Here is a 25,261-nt window from a genome sequence, read left to right on the forward strand (position 1 = left end):
GTTGAAATGGCAAGTGTACATGAGAAGCTGGAGCGTGTTCGCAAACCACGCGTTCACATCAAATACGAAGTCGAAACCGAAGGCGCGATGGTAGTCAAGGAACTGCCTTTCGTGGTCGGCGTGCTCGGTGATTTCTCCGGCAATCCCACCCAGCCGCTCAAGCCGTTCGGGGAGCGTAAATTCGTTCAGATCGACCGCGACAATTTCGACGAAGTCATGCGGCGCATGACGCCCGGCCTCAATATTTCCGTTGCCAATACGCTGCAAAAGGATGGCACGGACATGCAGGTCAACCTGAAGTTCGAAAGTATGGATGATTTCGAACCCGGCGCTGTCGTGCAGCAGGTTCCGGCGCTCAAGGCGCTTTTGGATGCCCGCAACGAACTGCGCGACCTTCTTTCCAAGGCCGACCGTTCGGAAGATCTGGAGCGGATGCTGGAGGATATTCTGCAAAACAAGACCGACCTCGCAACGCTGGTTTCCGAACTCAAGGAAAAGAACGGCGCGAACGAATAATCGCCTGTGTGGAGGAAAATCTCCTCGAACGGCCCCGCTTGGGGCTTCTAACTGTTCAAGCGGCATTTTCAAAGCCGCATGTGGAAGGACTGAAACATGAGCGCTGAGAGCCTGCTGAAAAATGAAGCACAGGCAACGACCGCCGAAGATCAGGGACTGCTGTCCAAGGTGGTTGCCGCTACCCGTCAAACCGAACCGGACCGCGCGCAGAACCTCCTGCGTACGCTGACCGATCAAGCACTGAAGGGGACGGTAAAATATGATCGCAACCTCACCGTCACCCTTAACCACGCGATCGCGGAGCTGGACCGCACGATTTCCGAACAGCTCGCCGCTATCATGCAGGCGCCCGAATTCGCCAAGCTTGAGGGCACCTGGCGCGGGTTGAACTATCTCGTCAAGAACTCCGAAACGAGCGTCAACCTCAAGATCCGCGTCATGAATGCCGGCAAGCGTGAACTGGCGCGCGATCTCGAAAAAGCCGTCGAATTCGATCAGTCCCGCCTCTTCAAGGCGATCTATGAAGACGAATTCGGCACCCCCGGCGGCGAACCGCTCGGCGCCATTATCGGCGATTACGAATTCGACAATTCCTTCGATGACGTCCAGCTGCTGCAAGGCGTCTCATCGATCGCGGCGGCAGCCTTCGCGCCATTCATCTCTGCTGCCAGCCCGCACATGTTCGGTTTCGAGGACTATCGCGATCTCGCCCGTCCGCGCGATCTGGAAAAGATTTTCGACACGGTCGAATATGCCAAGTGGCGCAGCTTCCGCGAAAGTGACGATTCCCGTTTCGTCACGCTTGCTCTTCCGCGTGTGCTGGCGCGTATGCCCTACGGCCCGAAAACCAACCCGATCGATGACTTCGCCTATGACGAAACCAAGGGTGCGGTGAATGGTGACCTTGAGCATGACGAATATTGCTGGATGAACGCCGCATACGTGATGGGCACCAAGCTGACCGATGCCTTCGCAAAAAGCGGCTGGTGTACGGCTATCCGAGGGGCTGAAAACGGCGGCAAGGTGGAAAACCTGCCCATGCATGTCTTCTCCAGCGATGACGGCGACCTGGATCTGAAATGCCCGACCGAAGTCGGCATTACCGACCGCCGCGACGCCGAACTCGGCAAACTCGGCTTTCTGCCGCTCTGCCACTACAAGAACACGGACTATGCGGTGTTCTTCGGCGCCCAGACCGCGCACAAGCCGAAGCTCTACGACAAGCCGGAAGCAACGGCCAACGCTGCCGTTTCGGCACGTCTGCCCTACATCATGGCCACGTCGCGTTTCGCGCATTATCTCAAGGTCATGGGGCGCGACAAGATCGGCTCCTTCATGGAAGCGTCCGATTGCGAAGTCTGGCTCAATCGCTGGATCGCCAACTACGTCAACGCCAATGACGAGGCGGGTGAGGAAAGCCGCGCCAAATATCCGCTGCGCGATGCCAAGGTGACCGTGCAGGAAGTGCCCGGCAAACCCGGCGCCTACAATGCGGTCGCATGGATGCGGCCCTGGTTGCAGATGGAAGAACTGACGACCTCGCTGCGCATGGTCGCCCGCATTCCGTCGAAGAACTGAGCCTGGTGCGGGGTGCTCAGCCACCCCGGCCCCGTTCATCATCCGGAGCACACTCATGGCGCATCAGTCCTTCACGGACGCCCGTATTTTCGCCGACCAGCTCATCGCCCTCATCGACGATGCGCTGACCGGCCAGGTGAACGCTATTCTCCACCATCCCGATTTTCAGGGGATGGAGGCGAGATGGCGCGGGCTTGCCATGGTCGTGCGCGAGGCGGGCCGCAGCACCGACGTGAAGGTGAAACTGCTGAACGCCAGCTGGCGCGACCTTGCCCGCAACACGGAACGCGCCACCGACTTCGACCAGAGCCATCTTTTCGAGGTCGTCTATAATCGCGAATTTGGCATGCCGGGCGGCGAACCGGTCGGCCTTCTGATCGGTGACTACGCCTTTTCCCCTGATGATCTTGATGGTGCCGATTCCATCACAACGCTGTCACAGATCGGCATGGTGGCTGCGGCCGCCTTCTGCCCTTTCGTAGCGGCGGCTTCGCCCTCCACCGTTGGGCTGCAGGACTTTTCGGAGCTCAGCCGGGTCCATGACTTTTCCTGGCTGAAACAGGAGAAATCGCGGCTGCGGTGGAATGCGCTTCGCGCACGCGACGATTCACGCTTCGTAGGCCTTGTCGCACCGCGCGTTTTGCTACGTTCTCCCTACAGGCCCTATGCGCGCGGGCGGGATGACGGATTTCCATTCCGCGAGCATGTGGCGGAAAGCGGCGAGACCCTGCTGTGGGGCAACGCCGCCTTTGCCTTCGCAACGGTTGTGGTGCGCAATTTCGTCGATTCCGGCTGGTTTGCGGATCTGCGCGGTGTGACACAGGACGCCGTGGATGGCGGCATGCTCTCTGCCCGACAATTGCCACCGCTTGATCTCGGCATCGAGAGTAACGGCCTGTCCGCCCAGCCGCCCGTGGAAGTGCAACTGACGACTGGGCAGGAACAGCAATTTTCCGATCTGGGCATCGTACCAGTCTCCACAACCTATCTTTCCGGCATGGCGATCTTCAACGCCAACCAATCCCTGCATGCACCCGGCCATTACTCCACCGAAGCGGCGAGGCAGAACGCCCGCCTCGCTGCCATGCTGCAATATGTGCTGTGTGCCTCCCGGTTCTCGCATTACCTCAAGGTCATCATGCGCGATGACATCGGCCAGCTCAGCGATGCCACGACCATCGAGCGTAAACTGGAAAGCTGGCTTTCCTCCTATACGCTCGGCAACGACGATGCGGAGGCGGCGTTGCGCACGCGCTATCCGCTGCGCTCTGCAGGGATCAATGTCTTCGAGGTTCCCGGCAAGCCCGGAACATTCTCATGTACCGTCCGCCTTCAGCCGCATTTCCAGCTCGATGACGTCTCCACGAGCTTCCACCTCATTGCCGAAACCATGATGCCGGCCACCGCCGCATCCCGGCCTTCGGCCGAGCCGCAAAGGATATCCGCATGACGCTGCGCGACGAAATTTCCCGCCTCCTGGACGACAACCAGCTGCAAGACGCAATCGGGCTCGCGCGGGACCATGTGAAAACCAGGCCGACCGACAAGGATGGCCGCCATTTCTACATCGATCTGCTGGTCCTCGCCGGCGACTATGAAAAGGCCGATGCGCAATGCAATCTGGCCGCAACATTCTCACCGCAGGACAGCGTCGGTTTTTCCCTCTTCCGCCACCAGCTGCGCGCCATGGCCGCACGCAATGCGTGGTTTGAAAGCGGCGCCGTACCGGATTTTCCCGGCGGCCCCTCCGAACTTGACCAATTGGCCATCCGGGCGAACATTGCCGCGCGGAGCGGCGATGTCGAGGGCGCGAAAGACGCGTTGAATGAACTCGACGAAAAACGCGGCAATGTGCCAATCGGCCACGACGGCAAGAGCGCCGGCGACATCCGCGATCTGGACGATCGGGTTCCGCATGCGCTGGAAGTCCTGACCAACGGCGGACGTTATCTCTGGATCGATTACGGACGCATCGAGAGCCTCAGCATCGACCCCATGAGCCGCCCGCGCGACCTCGCCTTTCGCGGCGCCGAACTGACGTTGCGCGACGGGGCAGTCGCATCCGTGCTGCTTCCTGCGATCTATCACGGTGCGGGTGACGATGTCGGCCTCCTTCTCGGTCGAGAAACGCACTGGAGTGAGGGTGAACCACTGATAACGGGTCTCGGCCAACGCTGCCTGCTGATTGGCGACGATGTTGTGCCGTTCCACGAAATCGGCGCGCTTTCCGCCCTGTCCGACGAAGAAAGGCAGATCGCCCGTGGTTGATCCGCTGGAGCAATATCGCGCACGGCAAAGGACGCTGTCGCGCTCGGTTCTGGACCGGCTGCTCGATGACGCGCCGGATGCGGAAACGGATATGCTCGTCAGCCTGAAGGATCAGGCCCGCGAGATGCGCGAGGTGATCCGCCGCGACCTCGAGGCATTGCTCAATACTCGCCGCAACCCGGCCGGCCCGCCGGCTGCGTTGAAGGAACTGTCCGATGCCCTCGTAAGCTACGGCGTGGACGGCATTCTTTCGGCCAATCTGGTGACGGATGCCTCCAAGGCGCGACTCGCTCGCAGCATCGAGCGGCGGATTTCCCTGTTCGAAACACGCCTTGCCGACGTGCATGTGACGATCCTGAAAAACCGCACGGATGGTGACCGGGCGCTTCGCATGCGCATACAGGCAAGCTTCCGCCTACAGGAAGGCATGCCGCCGATCAGCTTTGAATCCCGGATCGATCCTTCCACGCAGCAATTCCTGGTGGAGGCGACGAATGGCTGAAGGCTTCCTCGAAAAGTACAATGACGAGCTTTTTGCGCTGCGAAAGCGCGCATCTCGTTTCGCGGCGGCGTTTCCAAAGATCGCCGGCAGGCTGCGGATGACGGGCGACGTTGCCGACGATCCGCATGTCGAGCGTCTGATCCAGAGTTTCGCCTATTCCGCCGCCCGGGTGCGCCAGAAGCTGGATGACGAATTCCCCGAACTGTCGGACAGTCTGCTGGAAACGCTCTATCCGCATTATCTTGCCCCGATCCCTTCGATGAGCGTCGTGCAATTCGCTCCGAGCCCGGCGCTGGCAACCGTGCAGACGCTTCCCCGCCACAGCGAAATTCTCGCCGAACCGGTTGGCGGCGAAAGCTGCCGTTTCCGCACCACGCAGGACGTCGAGATCCTTCCACTGGAGATCGCAGCTGCCACACTCACCGGTCAGCCGATCGATGCCCCTTTTTCGGCGTCCTTTGCCGGCACGGCCAGCTGTTTGAGGCTTTCGCTACGCAGCACGGCCCCGCGCAGCGGTACTTTCCCGGAAATGGGACTGACGAAACTCCAGATTTTCCTGTCCGCCGCATGGCAGCAGGCGACAGCGCTTTACGAGCTTTTGACCAACCATTGCGTCGGCATGGCGCTTGCGCGTCACGCCGAGGACAAGGAAGCCGTTTTCCTGCCCGCCGGAAATCTTACGCCGTCCGGGTACTCTCGCGATAAAGCCATGCTGCCATATCCAGCCAACAGTTTTGATGGATACCGGCTTCTCACCGAATTCTTCGCGCTGCCGCAGAAATTTCTGTTTCTCGACATTGACGGCCTGCAGAAATGGGGCGGCGGCGACTGCGAGCTATACATTTATCTGGATGCGGCCGACACGCGGCTTGAGCGCATGGTGTCGGTCAGAGATTTTGTGTTGAACGCCTCACCGGTGATCAACCTGTTCAAACAAAGCTGCGAACCGCTCAGTCTTGATGGTACGCGGACGGAATACAGGCTGCTGCCGGATGCACGGCGGCAGCGGACGCGCGAGATCTATGCCGTTGAAAACGTTCAACTGACCAGCCGTTCCGGACAGACCGAGAAGACGTCTCCGTTTTTTGGTCGCACACAGCGCAATAATGGCGCAAACGTTTACTGGCAGATACAGCGCCGGTTCGATGATGACGGCTCTTCCGATACGGACATCGCCTTCGTGGATCAGAAGCGCGGCCCGCTTGGGCCGCTCGACATGGTGGCAAGCATCGATACACTTTGCCTCAACCGCGAACTGCCAAGCCAGCTTCCCTTTGGCGGCGGGCACCCATTCCTGCAGCTTTCTACCGGCAACGAGGCGGTGAAATCCATCCATGCCCTGATGCCGCCGACGGAGGCGATCCGCGTCAACGAGCGTTCGGCACGCGAGTGGCGGCTGATCTCACATCTTCTCCTCAACCATCTCTCGCTCACCGACAACGGCGGCGCGCCGCTGAAGGACATTCTCTCGCTTTATTCCTTCAGGGACAGCCCGGAAACCCGACAGATCGTGGAGGCGATCAGCAATGTCGAGGCGCAGAATTCTCATGCCCGGATTGGCTCGGCAATGGTACCGGGAACAGATATCACGGTGGAGTTTGACCCGGCACTGATCGCGCGACCTGCCGCATTTGTTTTCGCCGGCGTCCTCAACCATTTCTTCGGGCTCTACACCTCGATCAACAGTTTCACGCGACTGACGGCGACGATGCGCGGCCAATCCAAACCGATTGCCCGCTGGCCAGCCCGCGCGGCCGACCGGCCGCTGCTTTAGGAGACGGGTATGTTACAGCAGACGCCAACCATCAAAGACCGACAGGCGGCGCTTCTCAGCGACGATCCCGGCCGCTTTGACCCTGCAACCGCGTTTCGCGTCGCCCAGTTCGTTTCGCCGGATGACGCGGTCGTCATCGGTGCTCATGGCGGAATACAGCCGACACCGCTTGCAGTCAGCGGTTTCAGCCGAAAGCGCGGTCATGCCGAACTGAAATCAGCTTTCGCGCCCATCGTCGGCCCGCTTGGTTCGCTACCGCCGACCTACGGCGAACTGCTGCAACGGGAAGAACGCAATCGTTCGGGCGCGCTGGCGAGCTTCTTCAACCTTTTTGCGGCAAGGTTCAGCGAACTGTTTGTATCCGCGACGGAAAAATACCGTCTTGCAAGGGGTTTGCGCTGGTCGGCCGATCAGAGGGACAACGGTTTCCGCAAAACACTGCTCGCCCTCATCGGGTTCCGCACTGCCGGTCTGGTCGAGAAAGCAGGCGTGAGCGAAGACGCGCTCCTGCGTTTCAGCGGTCTTCTGGCCGGCCGCAACCGCAATGTTTCGGCCCTGACATCAATGCTTTGCGAATTCACGGGACTTCCGGTCCATATCGAACAGTTTCGCCGGCGTTGGGTGGCTTTGCCGCTTCACGAACAAAGCCAGCTGGGGCAGGCATCAGGACTGAGGCTCGGACAGAACACCACAGCGGGAAGCGCTGTCGAAGATATGAGCGGCGGCTTCCGGGTCGTGATCGGTCCTGTCGCCTATGCGGATTACCTGGCCCTCACGCCCGGTTCGAAACGGCTTGCGGAAATATTTTCTCTGACACGCCTGTTCGTCGGAAGCGCATTGCACTTCGATGTGCAGGTGATCCTGAAAAAGGAGGACATTCCCTTTTGCCGCCTCGGCCAGTTAGATGCTCCCGCCCGTCTCGGCTGGAACAGCTGGGCTCGCGTGGCACCCGCCCAACAAGACAGCGCTGACGCTGTGGTGACCGAGCGGGAAGGCTCGGCAATTTCCGCGTGAGGGCATGGATATGAAGCTTGCACTCAAGGACACACGCAATATCGGAGCAGCAAGAGCCAGTCAGTGGACCTTCGAGCGCGGCCGCCGCGTCATTGGCCGTTCGCGGGAATGCGACTGGCAGATCGACGACAATGAACGGCGCGTTTCCAAGCTGCACTGTACACTCAACCGCGATGGCGAAGGCTTCACGATAATGGACCAGAGCGCCAATGGCACGCTGGTCGATGGCCGCCTTCTGCTCGAAGGCGAAAGCGCACGTCTCCGCGACGGTTCGCAAATCAACATTGGCGGGCAGGTTTTTCAGGTCGCCATCAGCGGCGATGCCGAACTGGATTTTTCCGACCCCGACGCATCCCTGCGAATGAGCGACGAGCCGCTGACCATTTCGGCGATCCTTGCGGACATCGCCCCGAACGGCCGTTCGGCCGGCGGCATGATGGGCAACACTGCCTCTGTCGACGACTGGTCCGAAACATGGCGCGAGGGCGCCAAACGGAAGGCGAAATCCATTTCGCGAAATGTCGAGATCGGCTGGAGCGAACCGCCCGCGGCTCATGGAATAAGTGCCATTCTTCCTGATAACTGGGATGAGGAGCCGGTTGCAAGCAGCGAGCACGAACATACCGACGCGCTAAACACGCCCGTCATGATCTCTCGTCCCGTTTCGACCGCCCGCAGCGAAGATTTCGACAATGTTTTCCCGGAGACGGAAGAAGACTTACGAGCGGAGAACGCACCGGCTGCAGGCGTTTCTACCGCGCAGGAGATTGGCGATCTTCTGACTACGCTGGAGCAGGAAAGCGCCGATTGTCTGGCCGTTCTCGAACTCGAGAGCGAGCGCGCTGGCCAAGGTTCGTCAGCCTCCTTGAGCGAGCGGATGGAAAGGCTCATCCGCCAGCAGCGGCAACTTGCCTACGCGCTTGAAACCCTGATCCATGGTTGCACGCAAAGGCTCGAGCCGAGGCTTATCGAGGCGTCTGTCGACGCCGGCAGCGATTTCCGGGCAAAGATCGGCCGCCGGGACTGGCAGGGGCTAATCACCAAAACAGACTATTGGTCCGCCTACAAAAAGCAATTCGAAGAAAACGGCCGTCCATTGCCGGTCAGGCAGTTCCTGCAGCGCGCAGCGCGTGGTGAAGCCGCGCCGGTACGGCAGACTGACGCGGCCACAGCCGATGCCAAGGGGGTAAATGACCACGATGAGACATGAGAACCGTGTAGCCTGGAGCGAGGGCATGTTTCTTCGCGTCCAGCATTTTCAGCAGTCCGACCGTTGGACCGAACGCCTGGTGCGCAACACCACACGCAACCTTTCGCCCTATCCGTGGGGCGTCGCCGAGATCGGGGTCGATCGCAGCGCCTTGTCGATAGGGCAATTCGCTCTGTCGAACCTGCGCGGCATTCTTCCAGATGGAACGCCCTTCGAGGCGCCTGAAGATTCCGACCTGCCGCCGCCGCTCGATCTCGATGAAAGCGTCAAGAATGCCATCATTTATCTTGCCCTGCCGGCTCGGCAACCGGGCAAGGCCGACATGTCCGCCAGCGGCCACAATGACACCAACAATGTGCGTTTCACCGCATCCACCTATGAAGTCTCCGATACCAATATAGAGACGGATTTCGTGGCCCCGATTGATGTCGGCCGCCTGAGCCTGAAGTTCCTCAAGACCGGTGACGATCTTTCAGGTTATGACCTCATCGGGCTGGCGCGGGTGATCGAAGTCCGCTCCGACCGTGCGGTCATTCTTGATCCTGATTTCATCCCGCCAAGCCTCAGCTGCGCGGCTGCGCCCCGTCTCAACGAATTGCTGACGGAGCTTCTGGGGATTGTGCGCCACCGCGCCCAGGCGATCGCCGAACGCATCGGTGACCCGACGATCCGTGGAACGGCGGAAGTGGGCGATTATTTCCTGCTGCAGATCCTGAACCGGGCCGATCCGCTACTGGCGCATCGCTGTGCCAACGCTACGCGTTTTCATCCCATCCGCTTTTACGAAGACTGCATCCAGCTTGCCGGCGAGCTCGCCACCTTCACCACGGATAGAAAGCGGGCGACAGATTTCCCGCCCTATCGACACGACGATCTGAAAGCCACCTTCGGCGCTGTGTTTGATGATCTGCGCACCTCGCTGTCTGCGGTTCTGGAACAGGCGGCCGTCGCAATCGAACTGGTGGAACGCCGTCATGGCGTCCGCGTCGGCACTATCCACGACCGCACGCTTCTGCGCGACGCCGGCTTCGTGCTTGCCGTGCGGGCGGATATGGCTGCCGAGGATATTCGCCGCCGCCTGCCGGCACAGATCAAGGTCGGTCCGGTGGAACGGATTTCCGAACTGGTTAATGTGGCACTGCCGGGTATTCCCGTGCGGTCCCTGCCGGTTCTGCCGCGGCAACTACCCTATCGATCCGGCACCGTTTATTTCGAGATCGACACGCAGTCACCGCTCTGGAAACAGCTCGATAGTTCAGGGGCGATTGCCCTGCATCTGGCGGGAGAATTTCCCGGGCTTGAAATGGAAATGTGGGCATTACGCGAATGAGCACGGAAAACCCCTCTTCCTGGCAAGACTTGCCAACGGTGGTCGAGATCACCGAGGAAAGTCGCCGGCGCAACCAGAACGCCCGCAACATGGCGGCAATCCTGGAGGACATCGTCGAGACCGACGAGCCGGCAGGCCCCAGCAGGGCAAAGGCGACTGCCATGCCGGTCGAACAGCTGCTGACCGGTTTCCACTTCGGCGGCGAGGAGGTTCCGACACTTGTGCAATCGGCAGCTCCCCTTCTCAACCTCGCACATCTGCTGCGCTTCAGCGATGCCGAGCCGGATCCCGACCAGCTTCGCCGCGCCTGCGTTGAAGCAATTACACGCTATGAACGCGACCTCGCCTCCGCCCGCATTAGCCCCGAGCGGGCAAGGGCTGCGCATTATGTCGTCTGCGCGACGGTCGATGACGTCGTTCTCAGCAAGCCTTGGGGTGTGCGGGCAGGCTGGGCGCGCTCCGGGCTCGTTTCCACGTTCCACAATGACGTCACTGGCGGCGACCGGGTTTTCGACATTCTCGACCATTTCCACCAGTCGCCCGGCACCAACAAGGATCTGCTGCTTCTGATCTATCTGTGCTTGTCGCTGGCTTTCGAAGGACGAACCCGCGTTTCACCGAAAGGAGCGCTCGAGCTTTCACGCATCCGCGACAGCCTCTACAAAACGCTGATCGGCCAATATGGCGCCTTCGAACGGGAGCTTTCTCCGCATTGGAAAGGCGTCGATGCCCGACATACGCCATTGCGCGCGATGGCGGCGCTCTGGACCATGCTGTCGCTGATGGCGCTCGCCTTCGCGCTCGGTTATCTCTTCTTCACGCTGTCGCTCAACAGCGCATCCGACGTCACCTTCGAAAGACTTGCTCATCTGCCGCCGAACGAAACACCAAGCGTGTTGATCGCAAGCCCTCCTGCACCAACGCCGCCGCCAACTAGAGTGGAAACTCCCCGCGTCGTTGATCCACCCAAAATCGTGGAGCCGAGACAACCCTCCCGGCTTGAAAAGCTGATGGCCTTCCTGCAGCCAGAAGTCGACAGGAAGCTCGTGACCCTTGCGGATGTGAACGGGCGGCTGCGGGTTCGCATCAACAATTCGGGCCTGTTCACGACAGGCAGCGCCGATGTCAGCCCGCAGTTCCGCGATCTCATCCAGCGTATCGGCGGCGCGCTTGCGGCTGAGAAATTTCGTGCGGTGGTCATCGGTTATACCGACACCGTGCCGATCAAGACGGTGGAGTTTCCATCGAACTGGCACCTTTCCGAGGCGCGCGCCAAGGCCGTTGGAGACATTCTTTCCCAATTCACCGGTCCTGAGGCAATCCTGACCGAAGGCCGGGCCGACAGCGACCCGATCGCCGACAACAAGACGGAAGAAGGCCGTCAGATAAACCGCAGAACAGAAATCATGGTCCTGACCAATCCCGATGAAAAACTGAGCGATGCCGGCATTCTCTCGCCGCCCATACAGAACAGTCCGGGACAGCAGCCGGGAGAGACCCAGCCATGAATCCATTGAGCTATTTTTATACGATCCGCTCCTATGTCGAGAGCTATGCGGCCCTCGTCGGACGACGTTTCCTGTCGCTTTTATGGGTGATAGCGCTCTGCGTCGTCATCTGGTTCTACGGCTATCTGATTGCGCTCGGCGATTTCAAGCCGCTTGGAACGGTGCAGGCCCGGCTCATCGCCATCGGCATCATCGTCGCCATCTGGCTGGTCTACATCGTCGTCACGATCTACCGCGGACGCAAGCAGGACAAGGAACTCGTCGACAGTATCGAGCGCGAGGCGCTGGCCAATCGGCAGGCGGAAATCGGCGAAATCCAGACACGCCTGAAGGAAGCGCTCGCTCTCTTGCGACGCGTCACGAAAAAGCGCTTCGGTTATATTTACGACCTGCCCTGGTATGTGATCTTCGGCGCCCCCGGTTCCGGCAAGACGACGGCACTCACCAATTCCGGCCTGCAATTTCCGCTTGGCGATGCGCTCGGCGAAAATGCGGTGAAGGGCATTGGCGGCACGCGCAACTGCAACTGGTGGTTCGCCGATGAGGCGATCCTGATAGACACCGCCGGCCGCTATACCACGCAGGACGATCTCGACGGATCCTCAAAGGCCGGCTGGGAAGGTTTTCTCAGCCTCCTGAGGCGATATCGCCGTTCGCAGCCGATCAACGGCGCATTGGTTACCCTATCCATCCCCGATCTGCTCAACCGTGATCCCGAAGAACAGCGGCAGGAACTGCGCTCCATCCGTCAGCGGCTTTCGGAACTCGACGAATATCTGCGCGCTCGGGTCCCGGTCTATATCGTTCTGACGAAGGCCGACCTGCTGCATGGTTTCGTGGAGTTTTTCGACGGTTTCAACAAGACCGACCGTCAGCAGGTTTGGGGCACAACCTTTAAGCTGGATGAGAGCTACTCCGCCGAGAACCTGCCGCAGCGCCTGACGGAAGAATTCGAACTTCTGCAGCAGCGGGTCGATGCCATGCTGATCGAACGCCTGCAGCAGGAACAGAATGCGGAGATACGCGGACGTATCTTCCGTTTTCCGGCCGAGCTGGCGCGTCTGAAGGACCGCCTGCATGAAGCGCTTGCCGAGCTTTGCGCAAGTTCGCCTCTCATTGAGCCCCCGCTTCTGCGCGGCGTTTATTTAGCGTCGGGAACGCAGCCGGAAACGGAAAGATCTCCCGCAGCCCCCAAAACCCGCCGGAGCTACTTCCTCTCGCGGCTGTTCAAGGATGTCATCTTTCCCGAAGCCGCATTGGTGATGCGCGACAAACGCCTTTCCGGGCGGCAATTGCTGGTGCGCCGCATTGGCTATGGCGCATCCGCCGCGGCGGTCGCCATTGTCTTCACTGGCTGGATTTTCACCTATTTCGCCAATACACAGGCGCTCGCCGAAGCGGATCGCAAACTTGGCGCTTATGAGCAGCTCGTTCAGGGAATTCCCGTACGAGACGTCGCAGATGCGGATTTCCTGCGCATCCTCCCCGCGCTCGACAATCTGCGCGATGCCAATTCCGGCTTTGCCCGCGAACGCATGTGGAATGTCAGCTTCGGTCTCGATCAGGAAGAAAAGATTGCCGGGCGCCAGCGTGATGCCTATCAGCGCGCGCTCAACGCCCTGCTGCTGCCGCGCATGATCGTGCAGCTGCAAAAGCAGCTTAAGGACGAGAAGGATGTCACCCGCACGTTCAATTCGCTGAAACTCTATGGAATGCTGGGCGGGATGGGTGCACTGGACCGCGATTTCCTGACCGTGCAGACGCATCAGATGTTCGCATCGCTTTACCCTGGTGATGGAAGGGCTGCGGTGCGAGAAGCGCTGGACCAGCACGCAAAGGCGCTGGCCAACGGCGTGCTTGCACCGATCGAGCTCGATGCGCGGCTCATCGCTACCGCCCGCGAAACGATCCGCGATCAAGCGATTAGCACACGCGCCTACGATATTCTCGCCGGTCTTCCGCAGGTGCGCGAATTGATGGAATGGACACCCGCGGCGGCTTTCGGTCCTCTGGGGGAGCGGGCTTTCGAGCGTCGCAGCAAAGCGCCTATGGCGGAGGGCATAGAGGGCCTCTTCGCTGCGGATGGATATCACCGTGTCGTCATTCCGCAAGTCGCTCATGCCGCCCGCATCGCGCTTTCCGAAGGCTGGGTGCGCGGTTCTGATGATGCCATCAAGGGCGCGACCGTGGAGCAGGTGGCGCAGGCCGCGCTGCAAATCTATTTCGACCGGTTTGAGAAAAAATGGGCTGATATGCTGGCCGACCTTCGGGTCAAACCGTCCCAGACCCTCGGCGACGCAGTGGAAACCACTCGTGCGCTCGCCAATGAGCGCAATATAGTGATGGAGGCCGCCAGATCGATCTCGGAGGCGACCGATCTCCGCCCCGGAGCAAACCCCGCCACCCTCGCCTCCACTGCGGAAGGCGACGCAACCACAGCCGTTATGGTGGCCTCGGTGAATGCGTCCGATCCCTATGCGAGACTGCGCGACATGCTGGCGACAAAAGGCGCAGCCACAACGGGCGAGCAGGCCAATGGCGACAAGACCGGCGGTTCGCCGTCGGAACAGTTGCTCGCGCATTTCAAGCTGCTGAACGAACAGCTTGCCCGCTCGGCAACAACCTCCGATGAAGTCGCCAAGGTGTTCGACGTGGACAGCCAGCTCACCAAGGCCAATCAGGACCTGCTGCAGCAGGCCCGCGAATTGCCGGCACCGCTCGACGTCTGGGTGGCAGGCGTGGCGGCGGATGTCGGCTCGCTCGCAGTGAAGTCCGCTCGCAGCCGCATCGCCGAACTCTGGACATCAGATTCAGCCTCCCTGTGCTCTTCAATCGTCACCGGTCGTTATCCCTTCGACCGGACCTCCGCGCGCGATGTCGCCATTGCGGATTTCACGCGTCTCTTCGGGCCGGCAGGGGTTTTCCAGACTTTCTTCAAACAGCGCATGGAACCGTTTGTCGACAAGACGACGACCCCATGGAGCTGGAAGGGTACCTTTGGCGCGGCCGGCCTTCCCAGCAGCGCCGTCGCCCAGTTCGAAAATGCCGACAAGATTTCGCGCGCCTTTTTCCCGAATGGTAGCGAGACGCCGGCGGTTTCGATCAATGTCAAACCCGTCTCCCTCACCAATGCCTCCAGCGCGGTGATGCTGGAGATCGAGGGCGAGCGGGTCGTTTATTATCATGGTCCGATCCAGGCGAAATCGATCACCTGGCCTTCGCGCGAAAACGCGGCAAGCCTGTCACGCATCGCCTTCCAGCCCGGCGGCTGGCAGCAGGCCAAAACCGAAAATGGCGACTGGTCGCCCTTCCGCCTGTTCGACGGTGCCGATATCGAGAACCAGTCGGGTGATCTGCTGCGGGTGCGGTTTGAGAATGGCGGACAGGCTGCCGAATTCGATATTCAGTTCGGCTCGGTTCTCAATCCGTTCAAGCTGGATGCAATTGCCAGCTTCGCCTGCCCCGCGCAGTTCTAGGGACGGAACGGAATGGTGAGTTTCAAAGGAGGGGATTAGAATGAAGGCAGGCACGATAAAGACAGCGGGTCATCGCAACTGATGGCCGATCAGGCATCAAGGTCCACGCAAACGGCGACGGAAAGCGATCGCATCGGTTTCTTCGGCAAGGTCCCAAGTCATGGCGATTTCATCTCCGATGGGCTCGAGCGGGAATTGGTCGGTACCTTTGACGGCTGGATGCGATCCGGCATGCACGCCGGTGCGGATATGTTTACGGGCCGATGGCCCGAAATATTCTCTTCGTCGCCACCCATACGCTTCATCATTGAGCGCGGCATATGGGGAAACTGCGCCTATGTCGGTGTACTGGTGCCGAGTGCGGACCGGGTGGGACGCAAATATCCGCTCGCCATCATCGCGCAGCTCAATGGCTTCCGCGAACATCCACGAAGCCTCTATCTCGACGACACCTGGTTCATGGCCGCGGAGGCGCTGGCGGAGACATCGATGACCCGCGATTTCGACATCTCCCGGTTTATTACTTCGATCAAAAAACTACGTCTGCCAAAATCGCGGGAAGAGGAGGATGTGCCGGAAATGGTGCGCGGCCGTATGCCGACGAGCCTCTGGTGGTATATCGATCCCATCAGCCGTCGTGCCCGCGGCCTCAAATTTGACGGCAAACCCAAAGCCTCCGATTTCCTGCGTCTCTTTAGCGACATGCCGGGCAAAGGCGGCGAGGACCGTTCAACGCCAGCGCCAATTCCAGCAACGGCGCAGGAAGAAACAAAACAGCAAATGCCGCCCGTGGCGCCAGCGAGTGGGCCGGCAGCGAAACAGCCGTCATCTGTAACCTACAGCTATGCCACACACCCTGGAACGCGGCTTTCCCTGAATGCGGACGCTCTTTTCGTTTCCCAGACACCTTCCCTCTTCGCCATAGCGGATGGACAAGGTGATTCGCACAGCGCTGCAGAGGCCGCCCGTCTCGCCACGAATATTCTTGCGGAAACGCCAGATGCCGAAAACCCGGAGATGATGGCGCAACAGATCAGGGGAAGGCTTGGCACAATCAACAGCCTGCTCCTCTCCCGCCAGACGACCGGTGCCGATGTCAGGCCGATGGCCAGCGTCGTCATAGCTTCGATCATCTCGCGCAGGCTGAGCGTCCTGTGGTCTGGTGATGCGCGCGCCTATCTCCTGAAAAACGGCACCATGCACCAGCTTTCGCGCGATCACGTCGTTGTCGGCATGAAAAAGCAACTCTCGCAATGTGTCGGGCTTTCCCAGCAGTTCCGGCCGGACATCGTTTTCGAGGAGTGGGGTTTGCAGGACAGGGTCCTGCTGTGCAGTTACCCGCTGGTGCAGATCCTCCGGGACCGCGCCATCGCCGAGATCGTCTTCAACACCCCGGTCAAGGATTGCGCCAATGCCCTGGTCCAAGAAGCTCTCATCGAAAACGCCCGCGAGAATATAAGCGCTATTGTGATTGGAAACCGGCGTGAACAATGAACTTGCCTATCCGGAGGTAGCCGCACGCTTTTCCGACCTTTGGCGAAGCATCCGCCATGAGGGCACGCGGCAAAGAAGCTATCAGGAGCAGCAAGACCTGATCGACCAGATCCGAAATGCGCTGGATCGAAAATTACCAGATATTTCTGGCGAAAAACCGGACTGGATTGCGGACAGCTTTGCCGTGAATTTCACAGCTTACCAGAGCGAGACGACACTTTTGCTCCAATTGCGCCACCGCGATCTCGGCTCGCTGCACGCGCTTAAAACCGTGCCGCCTGCCCGCAGGGACGACACCGTTTTGCTGCACCGTTTATGGGACGAGGCCGAGATCGGGCTCGCGCTGCGCCATCCCTGCCTTGTGGAAACGTCCGCCCTTTTGCGGTTACCCGATGGTCGGCCGGGTCTGTTGCAGCCGTGGTTTGCGCACTCACTGGCATCAATCATATCTGCGCAACCGATTGCCGCCTCGGAGGCGATCGTGATCCTTCGCCGCGTGCTGCAAGCGCTGAGTGCAGTGCATGCATTTGGATATGTGCACTGCGACGTCACGCCCGCCAATATTCTGCTGTCTGATGGTAAGTTCGAAACGGCAAGACTGGGCGACTTCGGCATCGCCCTGCAGATTGGTCGTAAACACGCCGGACAGGGCCTGCGCTTTGCTGCCTCAACTGAATTTTCGCCGCCGGAACAGATGCAAGGCGCACCTGCAAAGCCGGATCAGGATATATATGCCGTGGGACGGCTCGCCAGGCGGCTAATCGAGACGGATAAGGCACAATCACCGCAATGCCTCGCAGATCTTGCGGACGCCTGTTGCCATTATGATCCCGCTTTGCGCCCACAATCGGCAATGGAAGCTTTACAGCTTCTGTAACGCCTCATTGGTCAGTTGCCGCCGCCGGGAAGCGGCGCCGCCGCAGTCGGCACACTCTTCTGGAACACGGTCAGCAGCTTGGCCGAATCCACCAGCGGCGCGTTGCTGGCATAGAGCACATCGCCCTTCTGCATCTGGAAGAGCTGCATGAGTGCGATGCTGGAAGCGTCGCGCATGTTGACGTGATATATCACAGGCCGCATGGTCGTGGCCGTAGCGACCGGGCCTTTCGCGCCCGGTATCCTTGCGGCTGGAACCTGAACAATCTCATTGCGGAAGACATAGACATTGCGCGCGTCTGCGCGGTCATCCAGCAAGCCACCGGCGCGGCCGACGGCCTGCGCAAGGGTCAGCTTTCCGGCTTCAAACTGGAATTCACCGGCACTCTTGAAGGCACCGAGTGCGGTGTAGCTCGCCGCGTCGCCATCGATCATGATCTGATCATCCGGTGACAGGCGGATGTTCTGACGGTCTTCCCGCATGACGCGGTCAAGAGGCACGCTGGCCCTTTGCGAGCCGCGAACGACAGTGACCGTGGCCGCTCCCGCAGCGACAGTAGGGCCACCTGCTTGATTGAGCGCATCGAGCACCCGCTCCTGCCGGGCGGTGAGCACGATCTTTCCGGGATTTTTCACCGCGCCGCTGAGCATGACGGCGCTCGTCGGCTTATCAACGACAGTAACGACGGCCTGCGGATTCACGGCCGACCCCTTGAGGCCGGCAACGACCTGCGATTGCAGCCCTTCCGGTGTGGAATCAACAACCCTCTGTTTGCCAACAAAGGGAATATTCACCGAGCCGCTCTGATCCACTGTAAAGCGGCCGAGATTAAGCGTCTTGCTCTGTGTCGGGGAGAAAAGTCCGTCTTCTCCCGTATCCAGCACGGTAATGTCGATAACGTCGCCGCGCCGCAATCTCTGGGAGTTGTAACCGGTGTTGCGAAGCGCGGTAAGGCCGGGCCCGGAGGCGTTCTGTGTGCTTGCGGCGGAAACCGTGGCTGCCGATGCGTTAGCCAGCTCGATGACGGGGATTTTCTCGTTGGTTCGCGGTAAAGTCGCAGACCGGATATTGCCTGCGGTCGGTCCGTCAGATGGCTTTGCACATGCGCTCAAAAGAGCCATCAGCAAAATCGCCCCCAACTTTTTCATCCCTCGTCCCCTCAATGATTCAACCTGACGCAGAGATAACATCCCGACACGTCATCGCAACAACTTTAGCGGTTGCAATTTATGGAAATCCTTCTGTCGAAAGAAAGGGTGTGACCATTCCGCAACCTTTTTGGATCCGGCCGAAGCAAACTCCTAGAATGCACCGATGAGAAATAAGCAGGACAACGACTCCGGTGGCGGCGATTGGCTTCTCCAAACCGGATGCAGGAGCCAAGGCTTTCAACAATACCGCAGCGCCGAAATCAGCCCGCCCTCAAAACGATCCCGAGCACTTGTTTCCTGTTTACATCGTTCGAATGCCATCACCGACAGAAAAAGACTGTCTGCCGCAGCAAACTTGCTCCCATATACACAGTTGACAAAAACCCGTTGAGCCGATGGAAGCCGTTTCCTTATCAAGGAACTCGCCTCTAATTGCAGCCGCTTGTTTTGGCGTTCGTGTGGCTTTCCCACGATCTCCGCCACCCCGCACTGGTTCTGATGATTTTATCGAGCTTCCCTGGCGCGGCTCAAACGGGTCCAGTTGCTGTGTACAGCGCAGAACAACTTTTTCAAGGCGATAGGATCGCTGCAGAGGAGTCAAAGTGCTCCAGCCTGGCCAGCGTTTGCTGACCCAGTTCCACGGCACCGAAACCCTTCGCTCGCTGGAACTCGGCTTCCGTGCTGAACACCATGCCCAGCACAACTTTCGTCGTGCCATCCTAATCTTCAGGCCCACGCATCGGCATGTTTTGGCCCGTTTTCGCCCCATAGCAGCGTATAGGCGATCCTCTCTTCGGACCGGACCTCGACATAACGATGATGGTTCGGAAAGACTGTTCCGCCAGGGCCGATCATGTCAAAGACCCATGCGCCGCCGGTCCGCCGGTCAATGCTCTTCATGCGGCGGGAAAAGCCGTCAGGACCCCGCCATTGTGGCAGCGCCTCTTTGTTCATCCAGGCTTTCCAGACGATGTTTCGCGGCACCTTCATCGTTCGCTCCAGCACCATGGTTCGCCCGGCCACGCTGGCCAGATTGTTGAGACCGGCACTGAAACCTTGTTGATAGCCATCGCGCATATCCTCCGCCAGCGAGGAAAGCCGCTCCGTTACGGTCAAGCGGCTACGCTCTTTAACAGCCTGAAATGTGTTTCAGCGTGGGATTTGACCACTCCATGGCGCGAGAGGCTGACCCCCGCCACGCCGAAGAAACGGCAAATTGATCAGCGTGTTAACCTGCCCCAACCAGGGTCAATTTTTCCGCGAGGCGTACAGGAAACGATAGACGTCGCCGCGCCTGTGATACGTGGCATAGGCGTCGAAATCCGTAGGTTCAAAACGGCGAAGGGTTAACTGCGAGGTCTGGATGGGTAGAGAGGTCTCAGGAAACATTCATCAGCCTTTTCAACCACCCCGGACGTCTAGTGGCGAGATCTGTGAACCGCAAGTCGTCAAACCTCGATCGGAAAGGAAAATCCGGCCTTTACCCGGTCCATGACGACCATGGTCTTGAAGCCCTTGATATCGTGGTTTTCGTAAAAGAACCGCCGGGTAAAGGCCTCATAGTCCTCCATGTCCTTGGCGGTGATGACCAGAATGAAGTCGGCATCTCCCGTCACATAATATCCGATCATCACTTCCCGGGTCGCGCGGATGGCCGCCTTGAAGCGATCGACAATATCGGCGCGTTCGCGCTCCAGTGAAACGAGCACGATCATGGTAATGCCGCGCCCAACGGCCTTCGGCGACACGATGGCGACATCCGCTTCGATGACGCCATCTTCGCGCAGACGTTTGAGGCGCCGCTGGCATGCGGTCGGTGAAAGATTGACGAGTTGCGCCAGCTCTTCCGACGTAAGGCGATTGTTTTTTTGAACGGCCTCAAGCAACGCCTTGTCCGCTCTATCGAGAGTATTCATGCACAAATCCTGCGTACGGAACCTAAAATAAGCGAAATTCCGGCTTGAACGATATAATTAACGCAGTCAACCGCTCAATGCGCTTGATTAGTCTCCCTGTAAATCTACCGGGAGCTCCATATGAGAAGTATTGCAAGCACTGCATTAAAAAACCTGCGGCGGCCCGATTTGATCGAGCGACGCGCTTTTCTCCATGGCAGTTGGGCTGCTCGCGATGAAACGCTCAGTGTCATTGATCCGGCGACCGGAGAAGATCTCATCGGTGTGGCGGCATGTTCGCTTGAGGATGCGGATGATGCCGTCAGTACCGCGAAAAATGCCTTTCCAGATTGGCGCGACAAGCTTCCAACCGAACGGGGGCAGATCTTGCGTGAATGGGGCAAGTTGATGCGCAACAACGCGCATGATCTCGCCGTCATAATGACGGCCGAACAGGGCAAACCACTCTCGGAATCGCTTGGTGAAATTGCTTACGCTGCCAATTTCCTTGATTGGTTTGCCGGCGAAGGCGAGCGCGCCTACGGCGAGACGATACCGAGCCATTTGCCCGACAGCCGTGTCTCGGTCCAGATGCAGCCGCTAGGCGTCACCGTAGCCATCACCCCGTGGAACTTTCCCTCTGCTATGATCACCCGCAAAGCGGGCGCAGCGCTTGCCGCTGGCTGCACAATGATCGTCAAACCGGCGCCTGAAACACCCCTCTCGGCGCTCGCTTTGGCAAAGCTCGCTGAGGAAGCTGAAATGCCCGCCGGCGTATTCCAGGTCATCACTGGTCACGCCGCACCACTTGCGCATCGTCTGTTGCAACACACCGATGTGCGCGCATTTTCCTTTACCGGCTCGACTGAAATCGGTCGTATTTTGCTGGCGCAATCGGCGGCGACCATCAAGAGGGCCTCGCTGGAACTTGGAGGTCACGCGCCCTTCATCCTGTTCGACGACGCCGATGTCTCCAAAGCCGTAAAAGGTTGCATCGGGGCGAAATTCGCAACATCGGGGCAGGACTGCCTCGCTGCCAACCGGATTTACGTCCAGCGAGGTATTTATGACCGCTTCGTCAGTCAGTTCGGCAAGGCAAGTGCCGAACTCAAGGTCGGCCACGGTTTCGAGGCTGGCATCGATATAGGGCCGATGACACGCCCCTCCGTCGCTGAAAAGTGCCGCAAGCAAATCGCGCAGGCCCTCTCTGCCGGTGCACAACTCATCTGCGGCGGGCAGGACAGTCCGCTCGGCGGCAATTTTGTCACCCCGACCGTGCTGGCCGATGTCACAGACGACATGCTGATCGCGCGGGAGGAGACCTTCGGTCCGGTGGCCGCGATCTTGCCATTCGATGACGAGCGGGAGGTCGTGCGACGCGCCAACTCGACGGAGATGGGGCTTGCGGCCTATCTCTACACCAACGATCTCGGCCGGGCGATGCGTCTGACGCATCAACTGGAATATGGCATGGTAGCCGTCAACACGCCGAAATTTACCGGCGCGCCCGTTCCCTTCGGCGGCTGGAAACAGTCCGGCCTTGGTCGTGAGGGCTCGCGTCATGGTCTCATAGAATATCTCGAACCCAAATATGTCTGCTTCGGCAACTTAGCTGCGTGAAAAGGAACTCGCCTATGACAATCGACGTCAAGAATATTGCGGAAATGGATCGAAACGCCGTTTTGCACCCTTTCACGCAGCTCAAGGATTTTGCCAGCGGCAAACTCGGCGAGCCCACCATTGTCGAAACCGGCAAGGGCATCCGCATTCAGGACGCGCACGGCAAGCAGTTGATCGACGGTTTCGCCGGTCTTTATTGCGTTAATGTCGGTTATGGACGTACCGAGGTGGCTGAGGCGATTTCACGCCAGGCCTACCGCCTTGCCTATTATCATTCCTATGCCGCCCACACGACGGATGAGCTGGCCATCCTTTCCGATCGCCTCGTCAGAATGGCACCAGGCAAAATGAGCAAGGTCTTCTACGGCATGTCAGGGTCAGACGCCAACGAGACACAGGCCAAGCTCGTTTGGTATTACAACAATCTGCGCGGCAAGCCGCAAAAGAAGAAAATCATCTCCCGCGAACGGGGATATCACGGCTGCACCGTGGTTTCCGGCTCAATGACCGGCATGAGTTTTTATCACGACCATATGGACCTTCCACGGGCCGGCATCCTGCATACAGGCGTTCCGCATCACTATTGGGGCGCAGAAGCCGGTGAGACGGAGCTGGAATTTTCGAGGCGGCGCGCGGAAGAGCTGGACGCGCTTATTCTGCGCGAAGGACCGGACACGATTGGTGCATTCATCGCCGAGCCGGTGCTCGGAACGGGCGGTATCACACCGCCGCCGGAAGGTTATTGGCCGGCCATTCAGGAGGTTCTCAAAAAATACGATATCCTGTTGATTGCCGATGAGGTTATTACCGGCTTCGGCCGCACGGGTTCGATGTTTGGTTCACAGCATTATGGCATTGAGCCGGATCTGATCACCGTCGCTAAAGGCCTGACCTCGGCCTATTTCCCGCTTTCCGGCGCTATCGTCGGGGAGAAAGTCTACAAGGTGATGGAAGAAGGCGCGGATCGCGTCGGCGCCTTCTCCCACGGCTACACCTATTCCGGCCATCCTATCGGAGCGGCGGCTGCAAACGCCGTGCTCGACATCGTCGAAAAGGAAGACCTGCCAGGCAATGCACGAGCCGTTGGCAGCTATTTCCAGGAACAACTGAAGGCGAAGTTCGCCCAGCTTCCGATCGTCGGCGAGGTGCGCGGCGTGGGACTGATGGGCGCTATCGAATTCGTGGCGGACCGGGAAAAAAAGACGCGTTTTGCCCCTCAACTCACGGTGGGTGCACGCGTTTCCAAGGCAGCGCGCAACGGCGGTCTCATAGCACGCGCCATGCCGCATGGCGATATTCTGGGCTTTGCACCGCCGCTCGTTACGACCCGGGAGGAAGTCGACGAGATCATCGCCATTGCTGAAGCCGCTGTCCGCAGTGTCATGGATGATCTGGTCCAGGCCGGCGAGAAAATCTGATCGGCAGCTTCAGTTTTCAACGTCGCAAATGCTGCTCATTTCGACGGCAACTGCGCCTCTTTGCAGCGCAGTTGCTGTCTGCGCTGCATAAGGCTTCATCTTTTCATAGAAGCATGCATAATGTCATGAAATTACCTTCGTCGAAAACGAGACAATTTCATGCGTCGTCAAGCCAATTCACCCAGCCCAGATCCAGTTTCCCCAACGAGACCGGTGGCATGGCGACCGACGCTAGCCAAGCAGAAAGGCGAAACGAAACATTCCGCACTGACGGAACGCATCATTGCTGATATCGACGCCGGCGTTCTGAAGCCGATGGACCGCATGCCGACACACCGCGATCTGGCCCGCGAACTCGGCCTTTCTGTCCAGACGGTCAGCCTTTCCTACAAGGAGGCGGAGCGGCTTGGTTATCTCAGCGGCGAAATTGGCCGTGGAACCTTCGTGAAGACGCGGGTGACGGAGCGGGCAGGTCGCATGATGCTTGATCACAGCCCAACCGAGGTGCTCGATCTATCCATCATCCGCGGCGTTTATCTCGATGACCATGAAAATGCCTCGCGCGCCATTCTTCGCGAGATGGCCGATGGTGACAATTCTGGCTTCATGCGCCCCTGCCGGCCGGTCGCGGGGCTCGAGAGCCATCGCGAAACGGCCAGAACATGGCTTGGCATGATGGGCGTGACCGCCGGTCCGGAACGCATTCTTGTCACCAATGGCGCGGCGCACGGCATTTTTCTCGCTCTGAGCTGCATTATCCGCTCTAATGACGTGGTGCTCTGTGAAAACCTGACCGACCACGGCATTATCGGCCTGTCTAATATCCTCGGCTTCAGCCTAAAGGGCTTACCCACCGACGAAGAAGGCATTTTGCCCGAAGCGCTGGAGGCCGCCTGCGCAGCCGGAGGTGTCCGCGCTCTGGTGCTCATTCCCACGCTTAACAACCCGACCGGGCATGTGTCGGGCGCAGCGCGAAGGCAGGCCATCGCCGCAATTGCCGAGCGGTACGGCATTTTTGTCATCGAGGACGAGGTCTACCGTCCGATGATTGAGGATGATCTGCCATCCATCACCGAAATGCTGCCTGATCTCGGCTTCTTCGTCACCAGCTTCACCAAGACAGTGTTGACAGGGCTGCGCGTCGGTTATCTCGTCGTGCCACCCGCCTATTCCATCCGCGCCGCCTCCATCCTGCGTGTGTCGAGCTGGAGCGGGACATATCTCACGGCCGAGATCGCTACCCGTTGGGTCGAAAACGGAACGGCACGGCTGCTGCTGGATGTCCAGCGCACCGAGGCCCGTGCGCGGCAGAAAATCGCCATGGACATACTGGGCCACCATATAGGGTCGACCCACCCCCTCTCCCTCTGCGCTTGGCTGAAGGTTCCCCAGCGCTGGACGGAGGACGGCCTGGTGCGCGCGCTCACGAACCAGAACGTCGCGGTAACTCCGTCAGAACCATTTATTGCCGGTCCTAGCCATGGCGGCGGCATTCGCATATGCCTCGGCGGCCGCCTCAATCATGCAAGCCTCGCCAGGGCTTTGACCACTGTGCGGCAGACATTCGAGCAACTGCCGCCGGTCTACGATATCGGGTCAATCGGCTGAGGTTGCCAGCCGAAAATCATTG

Annotated in this window: 18 protein-coding genes and 1 pseudogene; 16 read left to right on the plus strand and 3 right to left on the minus strand. The window is 59.4% G+C overall.

Annotated elements, in window-relative coordinates; translation table 11 throughout:
- Positions 1–6: 6 nt before the first annotated feature.
- The 13 genes from tssB (at position 7) to ACQZ63_RS11625 (ending at position 17,547) form a co-directional block, all read left to right on the plus strand.
- A complete protein-coding gene (gene tssB, locus ACQZ63_RS11565; protein ID WP_013760989.1) occupies positions 7–516 on the plus strand; it encodes a type VI secretion system contractile sheath small subunit in 510 nt (169 codons plus the stop codon).
- 96 nt (positions 517–612) lie between these two features.
- On the plus strand, positions 613–2,094 hold the full coding sequence (gene tssC / locus ACQZ63_RS11570) for a type VI secretion system contractile sheath large subunit (protein ID WP_004431481.1): 1,482 nt from the start codon (positions 613–615) through the stop codon (positions 2,092–2,094).
- Positions 2,095–2,149: 55 nt separating this feature from the next.
- Positions 2,150–3,544, plus strand: coding sequence for a type VI secretion system contractile sheath large subunit (gene tssC / locus ACQZ63_RS11575; protein ID WP_448799159.1), 1,395 nt, complete (start codon positions 2,150–2,152; stop codon positions 3,542–3,544).
- Complete coding sequence (locus tag ACQZ63_RS11580) at positions 3,541–4,362, plus strand: type VI secretion system accessory protein TagJ (protein ID WP_111796484.1); 822 nt, start codon at positions 3,541–3,543, stop codon at positions 4,360–4,362. The genes tssC (ACQZ63_RS11575) and ACQZ63_RS11580 overlap by 4 nt, the downstream gene beginning before the upstream one ends.
- Positions 4,355–4,864, plus strand: coding sequence for a type VI secretion system baseplate subunit TssE (gene tssE / locus ACQZ63_RS11585; RefSeq protein ID WP_013760992.1), 510 nt, complete (start codon positions 4,355–4,357; stop codon positions 4,862–4,864). The genes ACQZ63_RS11580 and tssE overlap by 8 nt, the downstream gene beginning before the upstream one ends.
- Entirely contained in the window at positions 4,857–6,638 is a 1,782-nt protein-coding gene (gene tssF / locus ACQZ63_RS11590; protein WP_112524540.1) for a type VI secretion system baseplate subunit TssF, read from the plus strand. Before tssE ends, tssF begins: the two co-directional genes overlap by 8 nt.
- A gap of 9 nt (positions 6,639–6,647) precedes the next feature.
- On the plus strand, positions 6,648–7,652 hold the full coding sequence (tssG, locus tag ACQZ63_RS11595; RefSeq protein ID WP_448799160.1) for a type VI secretion system baseplate subunit TssG: 1,005 nt from the start codon (positions 6,648–6,650) through the stop codon (positions 7,650–7,652).
- Between the two features lie 4 nt (positions 7,653–7,656).
- Positions 7,657–8,862, plus strand: a complete 1,206-nt coding sequence (locus ACQZ63_RS11600; protein ID WP_162694925.1) for a type VI secretion system-associated FHA domain protein — start codon at positions 7,657–7,659, stop codon at positions 8,860–8,862.
- Positions 8,852–10,192, plus strand: coding sequence for a type VI secretion system baseplate subunit TssK (tssK, locus tag ACQZ63_RS11605; RefSeq protein WP_111796504.1), 1,341 nt, complete (start codon positions 8,852–8,854; stop codon positions 10,190–10,192). Before ACQZ63_RS11600 ends, tssK begins: the two co-directional genes overlap by 11 nt.
- Positions 10,189–11,700 carry a type VI secretion system protein TssL, long form gene (gene tssL, locus ACQZ63_RS11610; protein ID WP_013760997.1) on the plus strand — a complete coding sequence of 504 codons (1,512 nt, stop codon included), beginning with the start codon at positions 10,189–10,191 and terminating at the stop codon, positions 11,698–11,700. Before tssK ends, tssL begins: the two co-directional genes overlap by 4 nt.
- On the plus strand, positions 11,697–15,176 hold the full coding sequence (gene tssM, locus ACQZ63_RS11615; protein WP_448799161.1) for a type VI secretion system membrane subunit TssM: 3,480 nt from the start codon (positions 11,697–11,699) through the stop codon (positions 15,174–15,176). Before tssL ends, tssM begins: the two co-directional genes overlap by 4 nt.
- Before the next feature lie 81 nt (positions 15,177–15,257).
- Positions 15,258–16,670 carry a type VI secretion system-associated protein TagF gene (gene tagF / locus ACQZ63_RS11620; protein WP_448799162.1) on the plus strand — a complete coding sequence of 471 codons (1,413 nt, stop codon included), beginning with the start codon at positions 15,258–15,260 and terminating at the stop codon, positions 16,668–16,670.
- Positions 16,660–17,547, plus strand: coding sequence for a protein kinase domain-containing protein (locus ACQZ63_RS11625; protein ID WP_174026766.1), 888 nt, complete (start codon positions 16,660–16,662; stop codon positions 17,545–17,547). The genes tagF and ACQZ63_RS11625 overlap by 11 nt, the downstream gene beginning before the upstream one ends.
- An 11-nt stretch (positions 17,548–17,558) precedes the next feature.
- On the opposite strand, the gene ACQZ63_RS11630 is transcribed toward ACQZ63_RS11625, so the two are convergent.
- The 3 genes and pseudogenes from ACQZ63_RS11630 to ACQZ63_RS11640 form a co-directional block, all read right to left on the minus strand.
- On the minus strand, positions 17,559–18,695 hold the full coding sequence (locus ACQZ63_RS11630; protein WP_013761001.1) for a polysaccharide biosynthesis/export family protein: 1,137 nt from the start codon (positions 18,693–18,695) through the stop codon (positions 17,559–17,561).
- 572 nt (positions 18,696–19,267) lie between these two features.
- Positions 19,268–19,841 (minus strand): annotated as a pseudogene (locus ACQZ63_RS11635) (SRPBCC domain-containing protein); the annotation flags it as partial.
- Between the two features lie 305 nt (positions 19,842–20,146).
- On the minus strand, positions 20,147–20,614 hold the full coding sequence (locus tag ACQZ63_RS11640; protein ID WP_019566776.1) for an Lrp/AsnC family transcriptional regulator: 468 nt from the start codon (positions 20,612–20,614) through the stop codon (positions 20,147–20,149).
- Between the two features lie 120 nt (positions 20,615–20,734).
- Here ACQZ63_RS11640 and ACQZ63_RS11645 point away from each other — a divergent pair, with 120 nt between their 5' ends.
- The 3 genes from ACQZ63_RS11645 to ehuR all read left to right on the plus strand — a co-directional run bounded on the left by ACQZ63_RS11645 (position 20,735) and on the right by ehuR (position 25,239).
- A complete protein-coding gene (locus ACQZ63_RS11645; protein ID WP_448799163.1) occupies positions 20,735–22,213 on the plus strand; it encodes an NAD-dependent succinate-semialdehyde dehydrogenase in 1,479 nt (492 codons plus the stop codon).
- Positions 22,214–22,227: 14 nt separating this feature from the next.
- The gene (locus ACQZ63_RS11650) at positions 22,228–23,631 is read left to right on the plus strand and encodes an aspartate aminotransferase family protein (protein WP_013761006.1); all 1,404 of its coding nucleotides are present in this window, start codon (positions 22,228–22,230) and stop codon (positions 23,629–23,631) included.
- Positions 23,632–23,790: 159 nt separating this feature from the next.
- Positions 23,791–25,239 (plus strand): MocR-like ectoine utilization transcription factor EhuR, encoded by a 1,449-nt coding sequence (ehuR, locus tag ACQZ63_RS11655; RefSeq protein WP_060642585.1) that lies wholly within the window; start codon positions 23,791–23,793, stop codon positions 25,237–25,239.
- Positions 25,240–25,261: the final 22 nt, after the last annotated feature.

The sequence above is a fragment of the Agrobacterium sp. CG160-95 genome (assembly GCF_053521725.1).

Coding starts and splice junctions, on each gene's coding strand:
- tssB (WP_013760989.1), top strand. CDS start 7: ATGGCAAGTGTACATGAGAAGCTGGAGCGTGTTCGCAAACCACGCGTT.
- tssC (WP_004431481.1), top strand. CDS start 613: ATGAGCGCTGAGAGCCTGCTGAAAAATGAAGCACAGGCAACGACCGCC.
- tssC (WP_448799159.1), top strand. CDS start 2,150: ATGGCGCATCAGTCCTTCACGGACGCCCGTATTTTCGCCGACCAGCTC.
- ACQZ63_RS11580 (WP_111796484.1), top strand. CDS start 3,541: ATGACGCTGCGCGACGAAATTTCCCGCCTCCTGGACGACAACCAGCTG.
- tssF (WP_112524540.1), top strand. CDS start 4,857: ATGGCTGAAGGCTTCCTCGAAAAGTACAATGACGAGCTTTTTGCGCTG.
- tssG (WP_448799160.1), top strand. CDS start 6,648: ATGTTACAGCAGACGCCAACCATCAAAGACCGACAGGCGGCGCTTCTC.
- ACQZ63_RS11600 (WP_162694925.1), top strand. CDS start 7,657: ATGGATATGAAGCTTGCACTCAAGGACACACGCAATATCGGAGCAGCA.
- tssK (WP_111796504.1), top strand. CDS start 8,852: ATGAGACATGAGAACCGTGTAGCCTGGAGCGAGGGCATGTTTCTTCGC.
- tssL (WP_013760997.1), top strand. CDS start 10,189: ATGAGCACGGAAAACCCCTCTTCCTGGCAAGACTTGCCAACGGTGGTC.
- tssM (WP_448799161.1), top strand. CDS start 11,697: ATGAATCCATTGAGCTATTTTTATACGATCCGCTCCTATGTCGAGAGC.
- tagF (WP_448799162.1), top strand. CDS start 15,258: ATGGCCGATCAGGCATCAAGGTCCACGCAAACGGCGACGGAAAGCGAT.
- ACQZ63_RS11630 (WP_013761001.1), bottom strand. CDS start 18,695: ATGAAAAAGTTGGGGGCGATTTTGCTGATGGCTCTTTTGAGCGCATGT.
- ACQZ63_RS11640 (WP_019566776.1), bottom strand. CDS start 20,614: ATGAATACTCTCGATAGAGCGGACAAGGCGTTGCTTGAGGCCGTTCAA.
- ACQZ63_RS11645 (WP_448799163.1), top strand. CDS start 20,735: ATGAGAAGTATTGCAAGCACTGCATTAAAAAACCTGCGGCGGCCCGAT.
- ACQZ63_RS11650 (WP_013761006.1), top strand. CDS start 22,228: ATGACAATCGACGTCAAGAATATTGCGGAAATGGATCGAAACGCCGTT.
- ehuR (WP_060642585.1), top strand. CDS start 23,791: ATGCGTCGTCAAGCCAATTCACCCAGCCCAGATCCAGTTTCCCCAACG.